The sequence below is a fragment of the Paenarthrobacter sp. AMU7 genome, assembly GCF_041200195.1.
Classification (GTDB): domain Bacteria; phylum Actinomycetota; class Actinomycetes; order Actinomycetales; family Micrococcaceae; genus Arthrobacter.
The window spans coordinates 459,885-474,964 of the sequence record NZ_CP165735.1; the positions used below are offsets into that span (position 1 = coordinate 459,885).

Annotated in this window: 16 protein-coding genes and 1 pseudogene; 9 read left to right on the top strand and 8 right to left on the bottom strand. The window is 62.5% G+C overall.

What is annotated here, in order from left to right; all coding sequences use genetic code 11:
• Nucleotides 1-4: 4 nt before the first annotated feature.
• Entirely contained in the window at nucleotides 5-925 is a 921-nt protein-coding gene (locus ABQM86_RS02230; RefSeq protein WP_369745834.1) for a DMT family transporter, read from the bottom strand.
• On the opposite strand from ABQM86_RS02230, the pseudogene ABQM86_RS02235 reads away from it, so the two are divergent.
• A pseudogene (locus tag ABQM86_RS02235) lies at nucleotides 924-2,338 on the top strand (PLP-dependent aminotransferase family protein). The gene ABQM86_RS02230 and the pseudogene ABQM86_RS02235 sit on opposite strands and share 2 nt — an antisense overlap.
• 156 nt (nucleotides 2,339-2,494) lie before the next feature.
• On the opposite strand, the gene ABQM86_RS02240 reads toward ABQM86_RS02235, so the two are convergent.
• Together ABQM86_RS02240 and ABQM86_RS02245 are read right to left on the bottom strand one after the other, a co-directional pair.
• Nucleotides 2,495-4,120 carry an MFS transporter gene (locus ABQM86_RS02240; protein WP_207595890.1) on the bottom strand — a complete coding sequence of 542 codons (1,626 nt, stop codon included), beginning with the start codon at nucleotides 4,118-4,120 and terminating at the stop codon, nucleotides 2,495-2,497.
• Between the two features lie 229 nt (nucleotides 4,121-4,349).
• On the bottom strand, nucleotides 4,350-5,174 hold the full coding sequence (locus ABQM86_RS02245) for a putative protein N(5)-glutamine methyltransferase (protein ID WP_369745835.1): 825 nt from the start codon (nucleotides 5,172-5,174) through the stop codon (nucleotides 4,350-4,352).
• 294 nt (nucleotides 5,175-5,468) lie between these two features.
• Here ABQM86_RS02245 and ABQM86_RS02250 point away from each other — a divergent pair, with 294 nt between their 5' ends.
• A complete protein-coding gene (locus ABQM86_RS02250) occupies nucleotides 5,469-5,702 on the top strand; it encodes a hypothetical protein (RefSeq protein ID WP_207595895.1) in 234 nt (77 codons plus the stop codon).
• Nucleotides 5,703-5,736: 34 nt separating this feature from the next.
• Nucleotides 5,737-5,997, top strand: a complete 261-nt coding sequence (locus ABQM86_RS02255; protein ID WP_207595896.1) for a hypothetical protein — start codon at nucleotides 5,737-5,739, stop codon at nucleotides 5,995-5,997.
• A gap of 91 nt (nucleotides 5,998-6,088) precedes the next feature.
• On the opposite strand, the gene ABQM86_RS02260 is transcribed toward ABQM86_RS02255, so the two are convergent.
• Nucleotides 6,089-8,644 (bottom strand): ATP-dependent DNA ligase, encoded by a 2,556-nt coding sequence (locus tag ABQM86_RS02260; RefSeq protein ID WP_369745836.1) that lies wholly within the window; start codon nucleotides 8,642-8,644, stop codon nucleotides 6,089-6,091.
• A 38-nt stretch (nucleotides 8,645-8,682) separates the two neighbouring features.
• On the opposite strand from ABQM86_RS02260, the gene ABQM86_RS02265 reads away from it, so the two are divergent.
• Nucleotides 8,683-9,549, top strand: a complete 867-nt coding sequence (locus tag ABQM86_RS02265) for a Ku protein (RefSeq protein ID WP_207595905.1) — start codon at nucleotides 8,683-8,685, stop codon at nucleotides 9,547-9,549.
• Nucleotides 9,550-9,710: 161 nt separating this feature from the next.
• Here the strand turns inward: ABQM86_RS02265 and ABQM86_RS02270 are convergent, their stop codons facing one another.
• Both ABQM86_RS02270 and ABQM86_RS02275 read right to left on the bottom strand, forming a co-directional pair.
• Nucleotides 9,711-10,424: a DUF6766 family protein gene (locus tag ABQM86_RS02270; protein WP_207595906.1), complete on the bottom strand. Its 714-nt coding sequence runs from the start codon at nucleotides 10,422-10,424 to the stop codon at nucleotides 9,711-9,713.
• A 5-nt stretch (nucleotides 10,425-10,429) separates the two neighbouring features.
• Nucleotides 10,430-10,954 carry a DUF6328 family protein gene (locus ABQM86_RS02275; RefSeq protein ID WP_207595908.1) on the bottom strand — a complete coding sequence of 175 codons (525 nt, stop codon included), beginning with the start codon at nucleotides 10,952-10,954 and terminating at the stop codon, nucleotides 10,430-10,432.
• Nucleotides 10,955-11,070: 116 nt separating this feature from the next.
• Here ABQM86_RS02275 and ABQM86_RS02280 point away from each other — a divergent pair, with 116 nt between their 5' ends.
• Complete coding sequence (locus ABQM86_RS02280; protein WP_369745838.1) at nucleotides 11,071-11,292, top strand: hypothetical protein; 222 nt, start codon at nucleotides 11,071-11,073, stop codon at nucleotides 11,290-11,292.
• 109 nt (nucleotides 11,293-11,401) lie between these two features.
• Here the strand turns inward: ABQM86_RS02280 and ABQM86_RS02285 are convergent, their stop codons facing one another.
• Complete coding sequence (locus ABQM86_RS02285) at nucleotides 11,402-11,572, bottom strand: hypothetical protein (RefSeq protein WP_207595912.1); 171 nt, start codon at nucleotides 11,570-11,572, stop codon at nucleotides 11,402-11,404.
• 311 nt (nucleotides 11,573-11,883) lie between these two features.
• Between ABQM86_RS02285 and ABQM86_RS02290 the strand changes: the two genes are divergently transcribed.
• The 4 genes from ABQM86_RS02290 to ABQM86_RS02305 all read left to right on the top strand — a co-directional run bounded on the left by ABQM86_RS02290 (nucleotide 11,884) and on the right by ABQM86_RS02305 (nucleotide 14,624).
• Nucleotides 11,884-12,363, top strand: a complete 480-nt coding sequence (locus tag ABQM86_RS02290) for a Dps family protein (RefSeq protein WP_024819119.1) — start codon at nucleotides 11,884-11,886, stop codon at nucleotides 12,361-12,363.
• A 42-nt stretch (nucleotides 12,364-12,405) separates the two neighbouring features.
• Nucleotides 12,406-13,392 (top strand): DNA topoisomerase IB, encoded by a 987-nt coding sequence (locus tag ABQM86_RS02295; RefSeq protein ID WP_369745839.1) that lies wholly within the window; start codon nucleotides 12,406-12,408, stop codon nucleotides 13,390-13,392.
• A 77-nt stretch (nucleotides 13,393-13,469) separates the two neighbouring features.
• Nucleotides 13,470-14,030: a hypothetical protein gene (locus ABQM86_RS02300; protein ID WP_207595915.1), complete on the top strand. Its 561-nt coding sequence runs from the start codon at nucleotides 13,470-13,472 to the stop codon at nucleotides 14,028-14,030.
• A 6-nt stretch (nucleotides 14,031-14,036) separates the two neighbouring features.
• Complete coding sequence (locus ABQM86_RS02305) at nucleotides 14,037-14,624, top strand: TetR/AcrR family transcriptional regulator (RefSeq protein ID WP_207595917.1); 588 nt, start codon at nucleotides 14,037-14,039, stop codon at nucleotides 14,622-14,624.
• A gap of 100 nt (nucleotides 14,625-14,724) precedes the next feature.
• Here the strand turns inward: ABQM86_RS02305 and ABQM86_RS02310 are convergent, their stop codons facing one another.
• Nucleotides 14,725-15,003: an HPr family phosphocarrier protein gene (locus ABQM86_RS02310; RefSeq protein ID WP_017197107.1), complete on the bottom strand. Its 279-nt coding sequence runs from the start codon at nucleotides 15,001-15,003 to the stop codon at nucleotides 14,725-14,727.
• Between the last annotated feature and the right edge of the window lie 77 nt (nucleotides 15,004-15,080).

Here is a 15,080-nt window from a genome sequence, read left to right on the forward strand (position 1 = left end):
TTTCCTACTTCCTTAGCCTGACGCGGACAGCGGCTCCGGCGCAAAGGATCACTGCGAGGCCACCCACCACGGTGGTCCACGTCAGCGGTTCGCCCAGGAGAAGGCCGGCCCACGCGATGGTCATCACGGGTTGGACGAGTTGGATCTGGCTGACCTGCGCCATGGGCCCGATGGCCAGGCCGCGGTACCAGGCGAAGAAGCCGAGGAACATGCTCACCACACCGAGGTAGGCGAAGGACAACCACTGGAGCGGTGTGGCTTGTGGCATGCCGGAGCCCAGGGAAACGAGGGTCAACAGGATCATGGCGGGAGCAGCCACCACCAGCGCCCACGAGATGGTTTGCCAGGAGCCGAGCTCCCGGGCCAGCAATCCACCTTCCGCATAGCCAATGGCTGCAGCAACCACGGCTCCGAGCAGCAGGAGGTCGGCCCAATGAAGCGAGCCAAAACCACCGGATTGAACCAAGGCAAACACGAGGGCAGCAACGACGCCCACGGCCGTGAGGATCCAGAAGAGGAGCCGTGGACGCTCGCGCCCGCGCAGTACCGCCACGGTGGCCGTGGCCGCAGGCAGCAGGGCGATGACGATTGCCCCGTGGCTCGCGGAGGAACTGGTCAGAGCGAAGGTGGTCAGCAGGGGGAACCCCGCCACAATTCCGCCGGCTACCACCGCCAGGCGGATCCACTGCGTGCCGCGCGGAAACCGTTGCCGGGTGAAGGCCAGGGCGAGTGCGGCAAGAAGGGCGGCAACCACGGCCCGGCCCGCTCCGATGAACAAGGGGGACATGCCTTCCACAGCTACCCGGGTGAGCGGAACGGTGAAAGAGAAGGCGACGACGCCGAGGAGGCCCCACCAGATTCCGGTCGAAGTCCGGGTGGATACCACTGGCCGCGAAAGTGTAGTAGCGCTACTATTAGGACTCATGAACAACGATAGCAGTTCTCGGATTGTCTCGCGAGTAAAAGAATGGATCGCAAGCGCTGCCCCGGGGGCCAAACTGCCATCAACGCGCCAACTCGTGGCCGAGTATCAGGCCAGTCCGGTCACAGTGCAGAAAGCGCTGCGGACACTCACGGCGCAGGGGCTGATTGAAAGCCGTCCCGGGGTCGGAACTTTCGTGCGGGCCTACCGCACTGCGAGGCCCTCCGACTACGGCTGGCAAACAGCTGCCTTGCGGTCAGCCCAGGCCGCGCGGCCCCTGAACTCTGCCGCGATGCGGAGCGCTACCAATGACGTCATCGCGTTCCACTCCGGTTACCCTTCCCGCGAACTGTTGCCCGAGAGGCTTGTTCGAGCCGCGCTGACAAGGGCCGCCAGGGGAGATGCCGCCCTGTCCCGGCCGCCGGCGCAGGGCTTGCCCGAACTCCAGACCTGGTTCGCGCAGGAACTCAGTACCTCAACCCCGGTGGGCGTGACTCCGCCCCAGCCGAGCGACGTCGTGATTCTGCCCGGCAGCCAAAGCGGGCTCAGCTCCATTTTCCGGGGACTGGTGGGACACGGACAGCCGCTGCTGGTGGAGTCGCCCAGTTACTGGGGCGCGCTGCTGGCAGCGGGCCAGGCAGGCGTCAATGTCATTCCTGTCCCAGCGGCCCGGAGGGGCCTGACCCGGATGAGCTGGAGAGGGCCTTTGAGGAATCCGGAGCGCGGATGTTCTACGCGCAACCCAACTTCGCGAATCCCACGGGAGCGCAATGGTCGGCGGAACGGGGCGAGGAAGTCCTGCGGATCGTCCAGCGGCACGGAGCTTTCCTCGTGGAGGATGACTGGGCGCACGACTTCGGCATCACCGCACCGTCGGTCCCGCTCGCTGCTAAGGACGATTCCGGCCACGTGGTCTACATCCGTTCCCTGACCAAGAGCGTTTCCCCGTCCATCCGCGTCGCAGCGATCATCGCCCGGGGACCGGCGCGCGAACGAATCATGGGCGCGCAGGCCGCCGAATCCATGTACGTCAGTGGGGTGCTTCAGGCGGCAGCGCTCGACGTCGTCACCCAGCCCGGGTGGCAAACGCACCTTCGCGGACTCAGCCACCAGCTGCAGTCACGCCGCGACCTCTTGGTCACCAGCCTCCGCGAGCACGTCCCGCAAGCGCACCTCAGCCACCTGCCCAAGGGTGGCTTGAATCTGTGGCTGCGAATGCCGGACGGGTTCGACGTCGAACGTCTCACCAAGGATTGTGAGGCATCCGGGGTGCTCATTGCCGCCGGCACGGAGTGGTTCCCCGCGGAACCGGAGGGACCCTACATTCGGCTCAACTACGCCGGCCCCAACCCGGGTGGTTTCCCTGAAGGTGCCAGGATTATCGGCGAGGCCGTCAAAGGCTTGCTGCAATCCTGAGGCGGGCACCGCCGTCGTGCCCTCTTAACAGCCGTAGCCACCAACCTCAAGGAGAGCGCCTTGGGGGTGGTGGCTACGGTGGGCGGCAAGCTGCCGCGAACTATCTGAATCGCTTGCAGTAGTCGTCACTGCGCAGAAGTTGCAGGCAAAGAGTTCCTAAGCGGGGGTCAGGTCCTTGTTGCCTTTGCCGAACACTGCGTCATCAATGGGCTGGCCGTCGAACGGCATCTCGTCCAGGTTGATGAGCGGGTTGGTGTCCTGGGTTGCTACAAGCTCGCGTGCTTCAGCCTGGGTGTCCACGCTGGGCATGGAGCCCGGCAGGGGACGCTGGGCGGATTCACGGAGGAAGTAGATGGCGATGGCACCCACGATGGATGTGGCCATCAGGTAGTACGCCGGCATCATGTCATCGCCGGTGCCCTCGATCAGGCCCTGGACGATGAACGGCGTGGTTCCGCCGAAGATCGCCACCGAGAAGTTGTACGCGATGCCCATTCCGCCATAGCGGCTGGACGTCGGGAACAGTGCCGGCAGGGCCGAGGCCAGGTTGGCGATGTAGAACGTCACAGGGAAAGCGATCAGGGCAAGGCCGGCCAGCGTGGACCAGATCTCGCCAATGCCGATCAGCATGAACGCAGGTACCGAGAAGACGATGGTGCTGCCTGCGCCTACCCACAGCACCGGACGGCGTCCTATGCGGTCAGAGAGCTTGCCGGTCAGTGGAATACAAACAGCCATGATCACCAGGACAGGGATGGTCAGCAGGGTGCCGTGGACGGGGTCGTAGCCCTTGGAATCCGTGAGGTACGTGGGCATGTAGGAGGTCAGTGCGTAGCCAACAGTGTTGGCAGCTGCGGCCAGGATCATGGCCAGCACGATCTGGCGCCAGTAGGCCTTGACGATTCCGATGGGTCCCTTGGCGACTGCAGCGTCCTGTGATGCTGCATCCTTGGCAGAGGCCTCCTGGGCGTCCAAGGTGGCCTGGAACTGGGGGGATTCCTCGATCTTGCTACGGAAGTACACCGCGATGAGGCCCAGAGGACCAGCGATCAGGAACGGAATCCTCCAGCCCCACTCCTCCATGGCGGCCTGTCCCAGCGTGAGCTGCAGGACCGAAACCAGGGCGGCGCCGAGGGCGAAGCCAATGTAGCTGCCCATATCAAGGAAGCTGGCAAAGTAGCCGCGGCGCTTGTCCGGGGCGTACTCGCTGACAAAGGTGGTGGCACCGGCGTACTCGCCACCGGTGGAGAAGCCCTGGATGAGCTTCAGGATGACCAGCAACGCGGCGGCCCAGATGCCGATCTGCGCATAGCCGGGAAGGAGGCCGACGGCGAACGTACTTGCCGCCATCAGCATCAGTGTTGCTGCGAGCACCTTCTGTCGGCCAACCTTGTCGCCAAGCCAACCGAACACCACGCCACCGAGGGGGCGTGCGATGAAGGTTGCGGCGAAGGTGCCCAGAAGGAAGAGTGTTTGGACGGACTTGTCTGCTTCCGGCAGGAAGACAGGGCCCATGGTGGTGATGAGGTAGCCGAACACGCCGACGTCGTACCATTCCATGGTGTTGCCGACGATCGTGCCGCCGAGTGCTTTGCGCAGCATCGGCTTGTTCACCACGTTGACGTCGGACTCTTTGAGCCGGCGCTTCGGGCGAAGCTTCGTTTTCTTCGTTGCGTTCTTTACTGCATCTGTGGCGGCCGGGGTTGGGCCTGCCAATACCTGGTTCCCGGTGGCGTTCCTTGCGCCATCCGGAGAGACGGTGTTGCTTTGGTCTGTGGGCATTTGGGCTTCTCCTAGGGAGGTCATTTGCTTGCGACTTCTGCTGCCCCGCTCTGGGCAGGCCTTCAATTTTACGGGGTTTCGGCGGAAAACCCGAGTTGAGATCGGATTTTTGGGCCGTTCGAGGGTGCAATTTGCCTAGGTGTGTTGCATCTCATTGCCCGTTCTTGCCCCGTAACCATGCGGATCCCGGTCTGTTTTTGCCCTCCGGAGCACCTTGTTACCAAATTGTTTAGCTGAGCCCACTTAACTGGCCTGATTCGGGCCTAAAAGCTGATGGATCGGGTGATCCGAGGACCAGCGCAGCGTCGAGATCCTCGTCTGAAACCACCCAGGGAAGCAGGCCGGCCCCCGCCATAATCCCGGCCGTCCCGGACGCCTGTGTTTCCGACGTTTCCACCAACAGCGACCCACCCGGCGCCAGCCACTCAGCCGCCCCCTCGGCAACCCGACGCTGGACAGCCAAACCGTCAGCGCCGCCGTCGAGCGCCACCAGCGGCTCATGAAGCCGAGCCTCCGGCGGCATCATGCTGATGGAGTCCGTGGGAACATACGGCGCGTTCGCGAGCAGCACGTCCACACGCCCCAGTAGTTCACGGGGGAGTGCGGCATAAAGATCGCCCTGATGGACCATTCCGCCACGGGGCTCAACGTTGCGGCGTGCGCAGTGGACTGCAGCGAGGTCGATGTCCGCCGCGTGCAGTTCGCAGCTCCCCAGAAGGTCGCTCACGGCCGCACCTATTGCCCCCGAACCGCAGCAGAGATCGACGACGACGGCACCTGGCTTGGCGATCAGGGCCGCCCGGCGCACCAGGAACTCCGTCCGGCGCCGCGGAACGAACACGCCGGGCTGCACAGCCATGCGCGTCCCGCAAAACTCTGTCCAGCCCACAATGTGCTCAAGAGGCTGTCCACTGACTCTCTGTTCCACCATGCGGTTTAGCTCGTCCGGATGGTTGGCGGCCTCCAGGAGGAGGCGGGCCTCGTCCTCCGCGAAAACGCAGCCCGCTGCACGAAGTGTGGTGGCGATGGATGCTCTCCGGGTCACGTTTGCCATGCTAGCCGAGGAAGACTGGTGGGCCGGAAGGTGGATTGGACGTCGGATTGGAAGTCGCTGCAGGTGAGGGGTTCACAAATCCGCCGGGACTTGGTTAGGGTATGAAGCATGGGAACACTGATTTTTGAGTAGACCGGCCTCTGCCCGTAAGGGCACAGCCGCGTTTCATCTGACAAAAATCCACGCCTGTTGAGGCCCTGCCTCCATGCCGTTCCCGTTCTCGACGCCTTTTTCCCGAACCGCAACGACATGGGATACGTGTCTCTTCAGGACTCAGACTTAAGGAGTCCACGAATGACTGCCAACCCTTCCGAAAACAACACCCCCGAGACCCCATCACCGGGAAGCTCAGCCAAAACTCCGGTATCCGGCGGCATCAAGTCCAAGCTGACCGATGCCCAGAAGGCCATGCTGGCCAGCAAATCCGGGGGCGGTGCACCGGCCGGCTGGCAGAGCACCGGCAAGGGGCACAAGCCCACCTCGGCCAGCGGCAAGCAGGCTAAGACCGAGAAGAAGGTCCGCTGGTAAAACCTGCGGACAGGCACACTGGAAAGGAAGAACCATGACTGCGAACTACGATTCCGAACGCATCAATCCTGAGGTTGCAAGCCACTTGGTGGAGTCCATGGACATGGCCCCGATGCCCGAGCCGACCACCATCGCCGTTGCACTTGGCGGTGACCAGGGCAGGCAGTGGCCGGACGGTAACGGTAAACGCCGCCACCCGAAGGAGCGCGACCAAGCCCACGGCCGCATGGGCCAAGGGGCAGCTGTGACGGCCATCCACAGGACCAGCCGCCCGCAAATGCCGCACTCCTCCTAGCGTTACCCGCACGGCACCACCCCTGCGTAGCCAGCCCAACTGAGTAACAGCAAACGTCCTACTGAACCTTCAATAGAGCGTTATCTGCGACTCAGTTGGGCTGGTTGACGTCTGAAGGGGACTTGTCCGGGCGCCAGCCGCGCCACACCGGGTGCCGTAGCCGGCCGGGTCCCGTCCATTCTCCGAAGGTCACCTCAGCCACCAGCCCAGGGCTGACCCACGTGGCACCTGCCGCGTCCTCACGGGGGATGTCGGCAAAGGGAGAGGCGCTCACCACGTGGGGCTCCAGCTTCTCCATAATGTCCCGCAGCTGCCAATCCTTGAACCCGCTTCCAACCCTGCCCACATAGTGCAGCTTGTCGCCGTCCGGGATGCCCAACAAGAGGGAACCGAACGTTCCGCTTCGGGCACCTGCCCCGGGACGCCAGCCACCGACCACCACCTCTTGGCTCTGCTCCAGCTTGAGCTTGAGCCAGGACCTGCTGCGGCGCCCAATGACGTAGCGGCTGTCGGCCTTCTTCGCCATCACACCTTCCAGGCCAAGCTCAGCGGCGCTGGCCATGAGGTCGTCCACGTCGTGATCCAGGACGGCAGACAAATGCAGTGGGCAGCCTTTGCGCAGGCGCTCCGCAAACCCCGAAAGCCTCTCGCGGCGATCACGGAACGGCAGCCCGCTCAGGTCCGTGCCGCCGTCGTAAAGAAGGTCGAACAGCATGAGCTGAACCGGCACAGCTGCCCGTGCCCGCTCAATGTCTGCGGTTTTGACCAGGTTCATCCGCTGCTGCAGGCGCCCGAAATCCGGCCTGTTCCCTTTGCCGAGCGCCACGATTTCGCCGTCAGCCACGAAATTTCCGTCGGGCCAACAGCCGCGGTCAGTGAGCTCCGGGTAAGTTGCTGTGAGGTTGTTTCCGTTGCGGCTCATGAGCCGGATTTCCCCCTCGGTGCCCGTGATGATGGCACGGATCCCGTCCCATTTCAGCTCATACAGCCAACCGTCGCCGCGGAGATCGTCCGTGGTCCCCGAGGTGGCCAGCATGGGGGCGTAGTTCGGTACGGGTTGGGGTGCGGCCGGCCCGGCAGGCGGTTGGGCCGATGAAGGCTTGGCATGGCTGGCCGGTACGCCCTTCCGTGCTTCAGGCTGCTCCTTCATCAGGTGAATCAGCCAGTTCTGACCCGTGTTGATCAGCGCGAACCGTTTGGTACCGCCGAGGCCGCCGCCAGGCTCGCCAGTCAGTGTGGCAATGACTTCCTTGCCGTCACGCCATTTCTCGCACGTATACTCGCCGCGGTCCCAAATGGTCATGGTCCCTGCCCCGTACTCGCCCTTGGGGATGACGCCGGAGAAGGTCGCGTACTCCATGGGGTGGTCTTCCGTATGCACGGCCAGATTGTTCCGGTCGGGCGTTTCCGGCACGCCGCGGGGCAGGGCCCACGACGCCAGGACGCCGTTGTGCTCCAACCGCAGGTCCAGATGGTAGCGGCGCGCGTGGTGCTCCTGGATCACAAAGATACCGCCGGGTGGCGGCGGGTCGCCTGGTTTTGGCTGGTCAGATGACGAGGTGCCGGCTTGCTGGGAGGCGTTGGCAGCCGACGACGAGGGAAACGGCTCCGGGGTCCTGCCCGGATCGCGCATCCCAACGTACTTGGCGAGACGGCTCTCCACTGTCACCACGCGTTCCCTGGCGGCGCCGCTGCCCGAACCGCCTGCGGCAGCACCGTCGTCGTCCTTCTCATCCTCGCCGTGGGGCGGAAGGTGCCGCCCGGAAATCGGTGCGAAGTGGTCTTTGCCCGTCTTGACGCGCTTCATCACGGCCAGAAAGTCCAAGTGCTCCAGCGACGCGGAGGTGAGTTCACGCCACGTACGCGGTGCTGCCACGGTAGGGCGCGCCTTGCCGCGGAGTGAGTAGGGAACGATCGTGGTTTTGTTCCCGCTGTTCTGGCTCCAGTCCACCAGCACCTTGCCGTGGCGGAGGGACTTTTTCATGTCGCTGACCACCAGTTCGGGGTGGTCGGACTCCAGTGCGCGGGCAAGCTCTTTGGCGAAGGCGGACACCTGCTCGGACTTCAGGGTCCCATCGAGGCCAGTGTAGAGGTGGATGCCTTTACTGCCGCTGGTGACGGGGACAGGGTCCATGCCCATGTCCTGCAGGATGGAACGGGCCAGCTTGGCCACCTCAACGCACTCGGGCAGTCCCGCCCCGGGACCGGGGTCAAGGTCCAGGACCAAGCGGTCGGGGCGGAGCGGTTTCCCTGAAGGATCCACTTGCCACTGCGGAACGTGGATTTCCAGCGAGGCGATCTGGGCCATCCACGTCAGCGTGGCCAGGTTGTTGACCATGGGGTAAACGTTGGCGTGGTCCGAATGCTGAATGGCGGCACGGGGAATCCACCGGGGTGCGGAGTCCTCAAGGTTTTTCTGGAAGAACACCTGCCCGGGATCCTCAGCAGTGCCCACTCCGTTGACCCACCGCTTCCGGGTCACCGGCCTGTTGGCCGCCGCGGGAATGAGGAAAGGAGCGACGGCGGCGTAGTACTCCAGCACTTCGGCCTTGGTGGTCCCGGTTTCCGGGTAGATGATTTTCCCCAGGTTGGTGAGGGTGAGTTCGTGGCCTTCCACGTTCACGCGCTCCTGTTGTTTGCCTGCCACCTCTTCTCCTCTGCTGTGTTGTGCTGTTGACTGGGTGCATGAGGGCCATCTGGAAGGGATCTATCGCGTTCGGTCTGGTCAACGTACCAGTGAAGCTCTACAGTGCCACGGAGGATCACGATATTAGCCTGCACCAAGTCCACAACAAGGACGGCGGGCGTATTCGGTACCAGCGCAAATGCGAAATTTGTGGCGACGTTGTGGCGTACGAGGACATTGACAAGGCCTACGAAGAAGAGGGCCGCACCGTTGTCCTGACGTCCGCGGAATTGAAGTCGTTGCCGGAGGAGAACAGCCGCGAAATTGAGGTGGTGGAGTTCATCCCCGCAGAGCAACTGGACCCCATCATGTATGAACGCAGCTATTTCCTGGAGCCGGATTCCAAATCGCCCAAGGCTTACATGTTGCTGAGGCAGACGTTGGAGGACACGGACAGGATTGCCATTGTCCAGTACGCGCTGCGGCAGAAGACCCGTTTGGGTGCGCTGCGGGTTCGGGGTGATGTGCTGCTGCTGCAGGCATTGCTGTGGGGCGACGAAGTCCGTGAAGCCAAATTCCCCTCCCTTGAGAGCGACATCAAGATTTCGGACAAGGAACTGGAGATGTCTTCCGCCCTGGTGGAATCCATGGCTCATGACTTTGATCCCGATGAGTACACCGATGACTACCAGGTGCAGTTGAAGACGTTGATCGAGGCCAAGCTGGACAAGGGTGAGGCGCTGGACACTGAGGCCACATTCGGCGTTGTTGAGGGCGAAGGAGAAGGCGGCGACGTCATCGACCTCATGGAGGCCCTCAAGCGCAGCCTGGACAAGAAGCGCGGCAAGGAAAAAGCGGACGACGACGGCGCTGCCGCCGCCAAAACTGCCAGCAAGCCAAAGGCGCGGGCCAAGAAAAAGGCCTGAACCGGCGTCGTCATCTGTTTTCTCTTGGCTTTAGTGATTCCGCAACGTGGAAATGAACTTGGTTTTCTTCTTGTGTGAACAGCGTTTGGGGAAAAGTTCCTCGGAGGTCTTTCAACCGCTGGAATTCTTCTTTCCTGGTACGGTTCCTTTGTCCTTATCGGCTAGGTGCCCGTCTCGTAGTGCGGCTCTGCCACGGGCTTTGATTCCGGCGAGCCCCTCTCTCGAAGGTACACAGAAGCGCCCACCAAAACGGCTACGGCCAGGAACTCGCTTTGCCAGTTTTGGAAGGACTCAAACCAGAATTGGCTGGACCCGATGTACTCCCAAGTGGAGACCTCCGGGAGACCATGGCTGAGCTGTTCGTCGTTGTAAGCGGCCGCACCGCCTACGGCGTGCAGGGTGAAGGAGAGCAGGAAAAGAAGGCCCAGCAGGCCAGACAACGAGTGCTCGTAGACCTTCAGAACCCAACCGCCCCGCCTGACCGGCCACGGGGTCTTGGCGGACATTTTGGCATCGCGGGGATCCTCGTCCTGGGGTGCGTCCTTATCCACAGGTTTGGATTCCGAGGAGCCGCGCTGGAACAGGAAAACCGTCAGGACCACATACATGGCCATCTGAAGGAACTCCGATTCCCAGTTCTCAAAAATCGCTTCCCAGAAGCTGCCTGATGTCAGAAAATCCGATACACCGGTTGCCGGCCCACCGTGTGCTTGCTGTTCCTCGCTGTGATTGGCAGCTCCTGAGAGGATCATTCCTCCGAGGAAGACGACGAACAGGCCTGCATTGACCAGCAGCAAGCCGTGATCCTTGACCCAGTGACGCGGGGGCTTGGTGTCGTTGCCGGAACTGTGGTTGTGCTTGGCGGGTCGCAGCATCCCACTCACTCTTCCTTTGCCGTCCCATTGTTGCCACTGCCGTTCCGGACGGCCCGGCGGTGCAGCCACAGCGGCGTTCCCACCACCAGGAGCAGCAGCACCAGGACGATGAATCCGGCTGCAACAAGCCCGGCGGTCCGTCCAGCGGTAAAGTCGAAAACCAGAGTGGCGGAGCCAACAATCAACAAGGCCACGCCGGCCAGCGCCCACTTGGTCACAACGTCGGCGCTGGAGACCAAGGTGGCCTTGAGTCCCCTGCGGAACAGGCGGCGATGAACACTGACGGGCAGCACAATCAGTACGGTGGTCAGCGCTGCCACCATCACGTTGAACAGGTACAGGCTCCGCTGCCAGTCGTCCAGGAGTTCGAATCGTTCCTGAAAGGGGAGCGTGAGCAGGAAGCCGCCAAGGATTTGCACCCCCGTTTGGAGAACCCGTAACTCCTGGATCAATTCCATCCAGTTGCGGTCCATCCGTTCCTCGGTGGACTCGTTCCTGCCGATTCTGGGAGCCTGCTCCGGCTCAACCATCTATGCACCTCCGTGGTGGTTTCTGTGGACGCCGACCAAGCACCGGACTACGGTCGGAACTGTCAGCATTCCTCGATTTCTTTATCGGGGCCTCGCCGGATTTTCAAGGAGGAACAATGAGTCAGGACGATCATCGGGTAGACCCGGACAACGAACCCGGGGGTTACGGAACGCCTACCCCCGAACAGGAAATGCCTGGCCAGGGAGATCAACGCGAGACTCCGGAGCGGCCCGCTCAGGGGGTGCCTGACGCTCCCGGCGACGAGTTCCCGACGCCAAAGGACCCTGATGCTGCCCCGCCGCCCCCGGCCACCGGTGATGGCCCGGTCCGAGAGTAGTCCAGGGCGGGGGTTGCTGCGGCGTGGGACCGGCTCGGCGCTGGGAATGGTTCGGCGTGGAGAGCAGGAACGCCGGAGGCACTGCCTCCGGCGTTCGACCCTGTCCCGTCTAGACCGTATGTCCCCTGCGGCCCGACATAAAGCTCAGCAGCCAGCCAATGGCTGCGACGACGAGGAGGACGACGCCTACCCACAGAAGCCAGCTCAGTGCTTCGGTAAAGCCGCCTACCAAGAGAAGAACAATTGCTACTACACCAGCAATGATCAGAAGTGTATTCATGGTCAGCACATTCCTTTCTGGGGGAATCTTTGACTAATGTCGCCGGTTCCCAACTATGCATTCCGATTACTTCGATTGAGTTATGCCGGTACTTGGAGGCGTTCCGCCGCCTCAAAGTGCCTTTGCCGTTATTGCCTGCCGGCGGTCCTCCGGAGTGCGGGTTCGCCAGTCGTGAACACTAACTGTTCCCATTGTACTACTAAGCTTCCTTATGAAAGGCTTATTGAAGTCGTCACCTGATGATTGGGCAGTTGCCACAGATGACTTTGTGGCACGTTTTAGGCTCACATGAACGTCTATGAGAGGAACACATGAAAGCGTCACAGCAGCTTGCAGACAACCTTCAGATCGTCCTGACAGACCTTATTGAGCTACAGCTTCAAGGCAAGCAGGCGCACTGGAACATAGTGGGGCCAAACTTCCGCGACCTTCACCTCCAGCTGGACGAGCTGGTAGTTGCCACGCGCGAATTCGCTGACGACACCGCCGAGCGTATGAGGGCCCTCCACGCCCTGCCTGATGGCCGTAGTGCGACCATCGCCAAGGGCACGCGTCTGGAGGAGTTCCCGGCAGGCCTGGTCAACACCAAGAATGCGGTCAAGCTGGTCACTGACCGCGTGGAGCGTGCTGTCCAGACAATGCGCGATGTCCATGACGAAGTGGATGAGGAAGACCCCACGACGGCGGACCTGCTGCACGCATTCATCTCCCGCCTTGAGCAGCTGGTGTGGATGATCAACGCGGAAATCATGAACGCCGGCGCTGCAGTGACGGATCCGGACGAGGCCTAGAACACAACGGGCCGGGCCGATCACGAGTAGGGCGGAAGAACTGTGCCACGACTTAAGCGCACTGACCTGTCCAAGCCCGGCATCGTCCGCCGTAAGGTGGGAAAAGGGTTCAGCTACCGGCACCCCGACGGGAGCCTGGTCAGCAAAGAGGATCGCCAGCGCATCAATGCGCTGGCGATCCCGCCTGCATGGACCGATGTGTGGATCAGTCCTTTCGAGAATGGGCACATCCTTGCCACGGGCGTCGATGATGCAGGGCGCAGCCAGTACATTTACCACCCCACGTGGCGGGAGCGGAAGGACACCGAGAAGTTCATTCGGGCCGCCAAGCTGGGACTGGTCCTGCCGGCGATCCGGCGCAACGTCACCGTCCACCTGCAGAACACCGAAGATCCGCGGCAACAGACCCTTGCCGCGGCAGTGCGGCTGATGGACCTCGGCGCCCTTCGGGTTGGCTCCGAGGTGTACATGAAGCAAAACGGCTCCTATGGGCTCACCACGCTTCGATGCCGTCATGCCCGGGTGGAAGGGCATGATGTCTTCCTGAAGTTCCCGGGCAAAAGCGGACAACTGTGGGACAAGTCCATCCGCGACCCCGCCTTGGCCGCCTTTTTGGAACCGCTGGCCGAGCGCCCCGGCAAGGAACGCCTGCTGGCTTACCTCTCGGAGGGAACGTGGGTCTCCGTGGACGCGTCCATGATCAATGAGTATCTCCGGGGTATCTCAGGGGAGGCGTACACCTCCAAGGATTTCAGGACATGGAAGGGCACTGCTGCCGCTGCCCTCTGCCTCATCAAGTCCGGACACAAGGGAACCCCCAGGCAAGCCATTGTGCGGGCCATCAAGGAGGCCTCGGAACTCCTGGGCAACACCCCCTCGGTGGCGCGCTCCTCCTATGTGGATCCGCGGATTATCGAGGCCTACCTCTCCGGAGAACTGAAGGACGTGAAGCCCACGGAAGCATCGATCGCGGCCTACCTGAATGGCGAAATGCCGAAGATGCAGCCAGAGGTGGCCGCCAAGTCCTGACGTCGGCCGCTCGAGCGCATTTTATGAGTACACTCGTACTAATAAAGCTCGGCCGGAAAAACGTTGAGGAGCGGTAAATGATCCTGATCGCGATCGTGGTGTGCGAAGTTGCGTTCTGGGTGGCGATAATCGCCGGGCTCGCAGCGCGGTATCTGCTGCGGAAACCCCGCCTTGGCAGCGCTCTCCTGATCCTTGCTCCGGTGATCGATGCTGTCCTGCTTGCCCTGGTGGCAGTCGATCTCCTGGGCGGGGGAACAGCCTCATGGCAGCACGGACTGGCGGCGATCTACATTGGCGTTTCCATCGCGTACGGCAAACGCATGGTGGCATGGGCCGATGCGCACTTCCAACACCGGTTCTCCGGCGGCCCCGCGCCGGAAAAACTCACAGGAACCCGCTACACGGCCAAATGCTGGCGGGATGTCATCCTTACGGCGTTGGCAGTGGTCATCGCCGCTGCCACGCTGGGAGCGATCATTCTGCTGGTCAACGACGCGGAACGAACCTCAGCGCTCTCGGAATTCTTTCGCATTCTGGGAATCATCTTCGCCATCGACTTCCTTTGGGCAGTGAGTTACACGATCTGGCCGAAGAAGGCCGCCCGAGCCGTGCCCGCTGCTGCTTCTTCTTCGCGGTGAAACGCCATGCCCCGGAGAATCGACGCAGAGGCACGCACCGCAGCGATTGCGGAGGCTTCATTACGTGTCCTTGAACGTGATGGGCTCCAGGGCCTGTCTGTGCGCGGGGTTGCAGCGGAAGCGGGCATTGCCGCCGCTTCGTTGCGGCGGGCCTTTGCCACGCAGCATGCCCTCAGGGAGTACTGCCTGCAACTCATTGAGGACCGGGTCACCGCCAGGGTCTCCGCGCTGGAGCTGACCGGCCGCGCGCTGGTTGATGGGTTGCTGCTGCAGTTGCTCCCTCTCGACCAAGAGCGACGCTTGGAACTGGTTGCGCAAGTCCAACTCGGCGTTCTCTCCCTTACCGACAGCGAGCTTCGTCCTGCTGCGACCAGGCTAAGCGACGCAGTAGGGCGCGCATGCCACGCAGCGGTACAAATACTGGCTGAAGCGGGTCAGTTCAACAGCGAGCGTGATCCAGAGTATGAAGCGCAGCGGCTACGTGCCCTTCTTGACGGAATCGCGATGCATGGGCTGTGGAGCGGGGAACTGCCGGAGTCGAGTCAGATGCCCGGCGTGCTCGCTCGCCATCTCGACGAGCTCGCCGATCCATAACCCGTTGTGGCTGCGGACGCCGACAGCACAAAAAGAGCCTGGCGACACCCGAATCCGGGTGTCGCCAGGCTCTTTGCGCAGCGCTGAGGGTTGCGTGTCCCTACTCGGCGTCGTGGTCCGTTTCCAGGATCTTCACCAGGCTGTCCAGGGCGGCGTCCGCACCTTCACCTTCGGCGCGCAGCACCACCACGTCACCGTGGGAGGCGCCCAGGCTCATCAGGGACAGGATGCTGGCCGCGTCCATGGCGTCATCTGCGGGTTCACCCTGGCGGGCGATGGTGACATCGAGGTCCAGGTCCCCTGCTGCCTCGGCAAAGATGGCTGCAGGGCGGGCGTGGAGGCCGACGCGGCTTGCGATGGTGGCTGTACGTTCTGGCATTGGTGCTCCTTTTGTGAAGGCTGGCGGTTGTGGGAGGTGGCGTTGTGGGAAGTCTAGACCGCTGATGGGTTGAGACG

What these genes read in the sequence shown, in the direction of transcription:
- ABQM86_RS02305 (WP_207595917.1), top strand. Translation starts at nt 14,037, where the DNA reads ATGCCCCGGAGAATCGACGCAGAGGCACGCACCGCAGCGATTGCGGAG.
- ABQM86_RS02280 (WP_369745838.1), top strand. Translation starts at nt 11,071, where the DNA reads ATGAGTCAGGACGATCATCGGGTAGACCCGGACAACGAACCCGGGGGT.
- ABQM86_RS02240 (WP_207595890.1), bottom strand. Translation starts at nt 4,120, where the DNA reads ATGCCCACAGACCAAAGCAACACCGTCTCTCCGGATGGCGCAAGGAAC.
- ABQM86_RS02245 (WP_369745835.1), bottom strand. Translation starts at nt 5,174, where the DNA reads ATGGCAAACGTGACCCGGAGAGCATCCATCGCCACCACACTTCGTGCA.
- ABQM86_RS02290 (WP_024819119.1), top strand. Translation starts at nt 11,884, where the DNA reads ATGAAAGCGTCACAGCAGCTTGCAGACAACCTTCAGATCGTCCTGACA.
- ABQM86_RS02255 (WP_207595896.1), top strand. Translation starts at nt 5,737, where the DNA reads ATGACTGCGAACTACGATTCCGAACGCATCAATCCTGAGGTTGCAAGC.
- ABQM86_RS02250 (WP_207595895.1), top strand. Translation starts at nt 5,469, where the DNA reads ATGACTGCCAACCCTTCCGAAAACAACACCCCCGAGACCCCATCACCG.
- ABQM86_RS02310 (WP_017197107.1), bottom strand. Translation starts at nt 15,003, where the DNA reads ATGCCAGAACGTACAGCCACCATCGCAAGCCGCGTCGGCCTCCACGCC.
- ABQM86_RS02265 (WP_207595905.1), top strand. Translation starts at nt 8,683, where the DNA reads ATGAGGGCCATCTGGAAGGGATCTATCGCGTTCGGTCTGGTCAACGTA.
- ABQM86_RS02270 (WP_207595906.1), bottom strand. Translation starts at nt 10,424, where the DNA reads ATGCTGCGACCCGCCAAGCACAACCACAGTTCCGGCAACGACACCAAG.
- ABQM86_RS02300 (WP_207595915.1), top strand. Translation starts at nt 13,470, where the DNA reads ATGATCCTGATCGCGATCGTGGTGTGCGAAGTTGCGTTCTGGGTGGCG.
- ABQM86_RS02285 (WP_207595912.1), bottom strand. Translation starts at nt 11,572, where the DNA reads ATGAATACACTTCTGATCATTGCTGGTGTAGTAGCAATTGTTCTTCTC.
- ABQM86_RS02275 (WP_207595908.1), bottom strand. Translation starts at nt 10,954, where the DNA reads ATGGTTGAGCCGGAGCAGGCTCCCAGAATCGGCAGGAACGAGTCCACC.
- ABQM86_RS02230 (WP_369745834.1), bottom strand. Translation starts at nt 925, where the DNA reads ATGAGTCCTAATAGTAGCGCTACTACACTTTCGCGGCCAGTGGTATCC.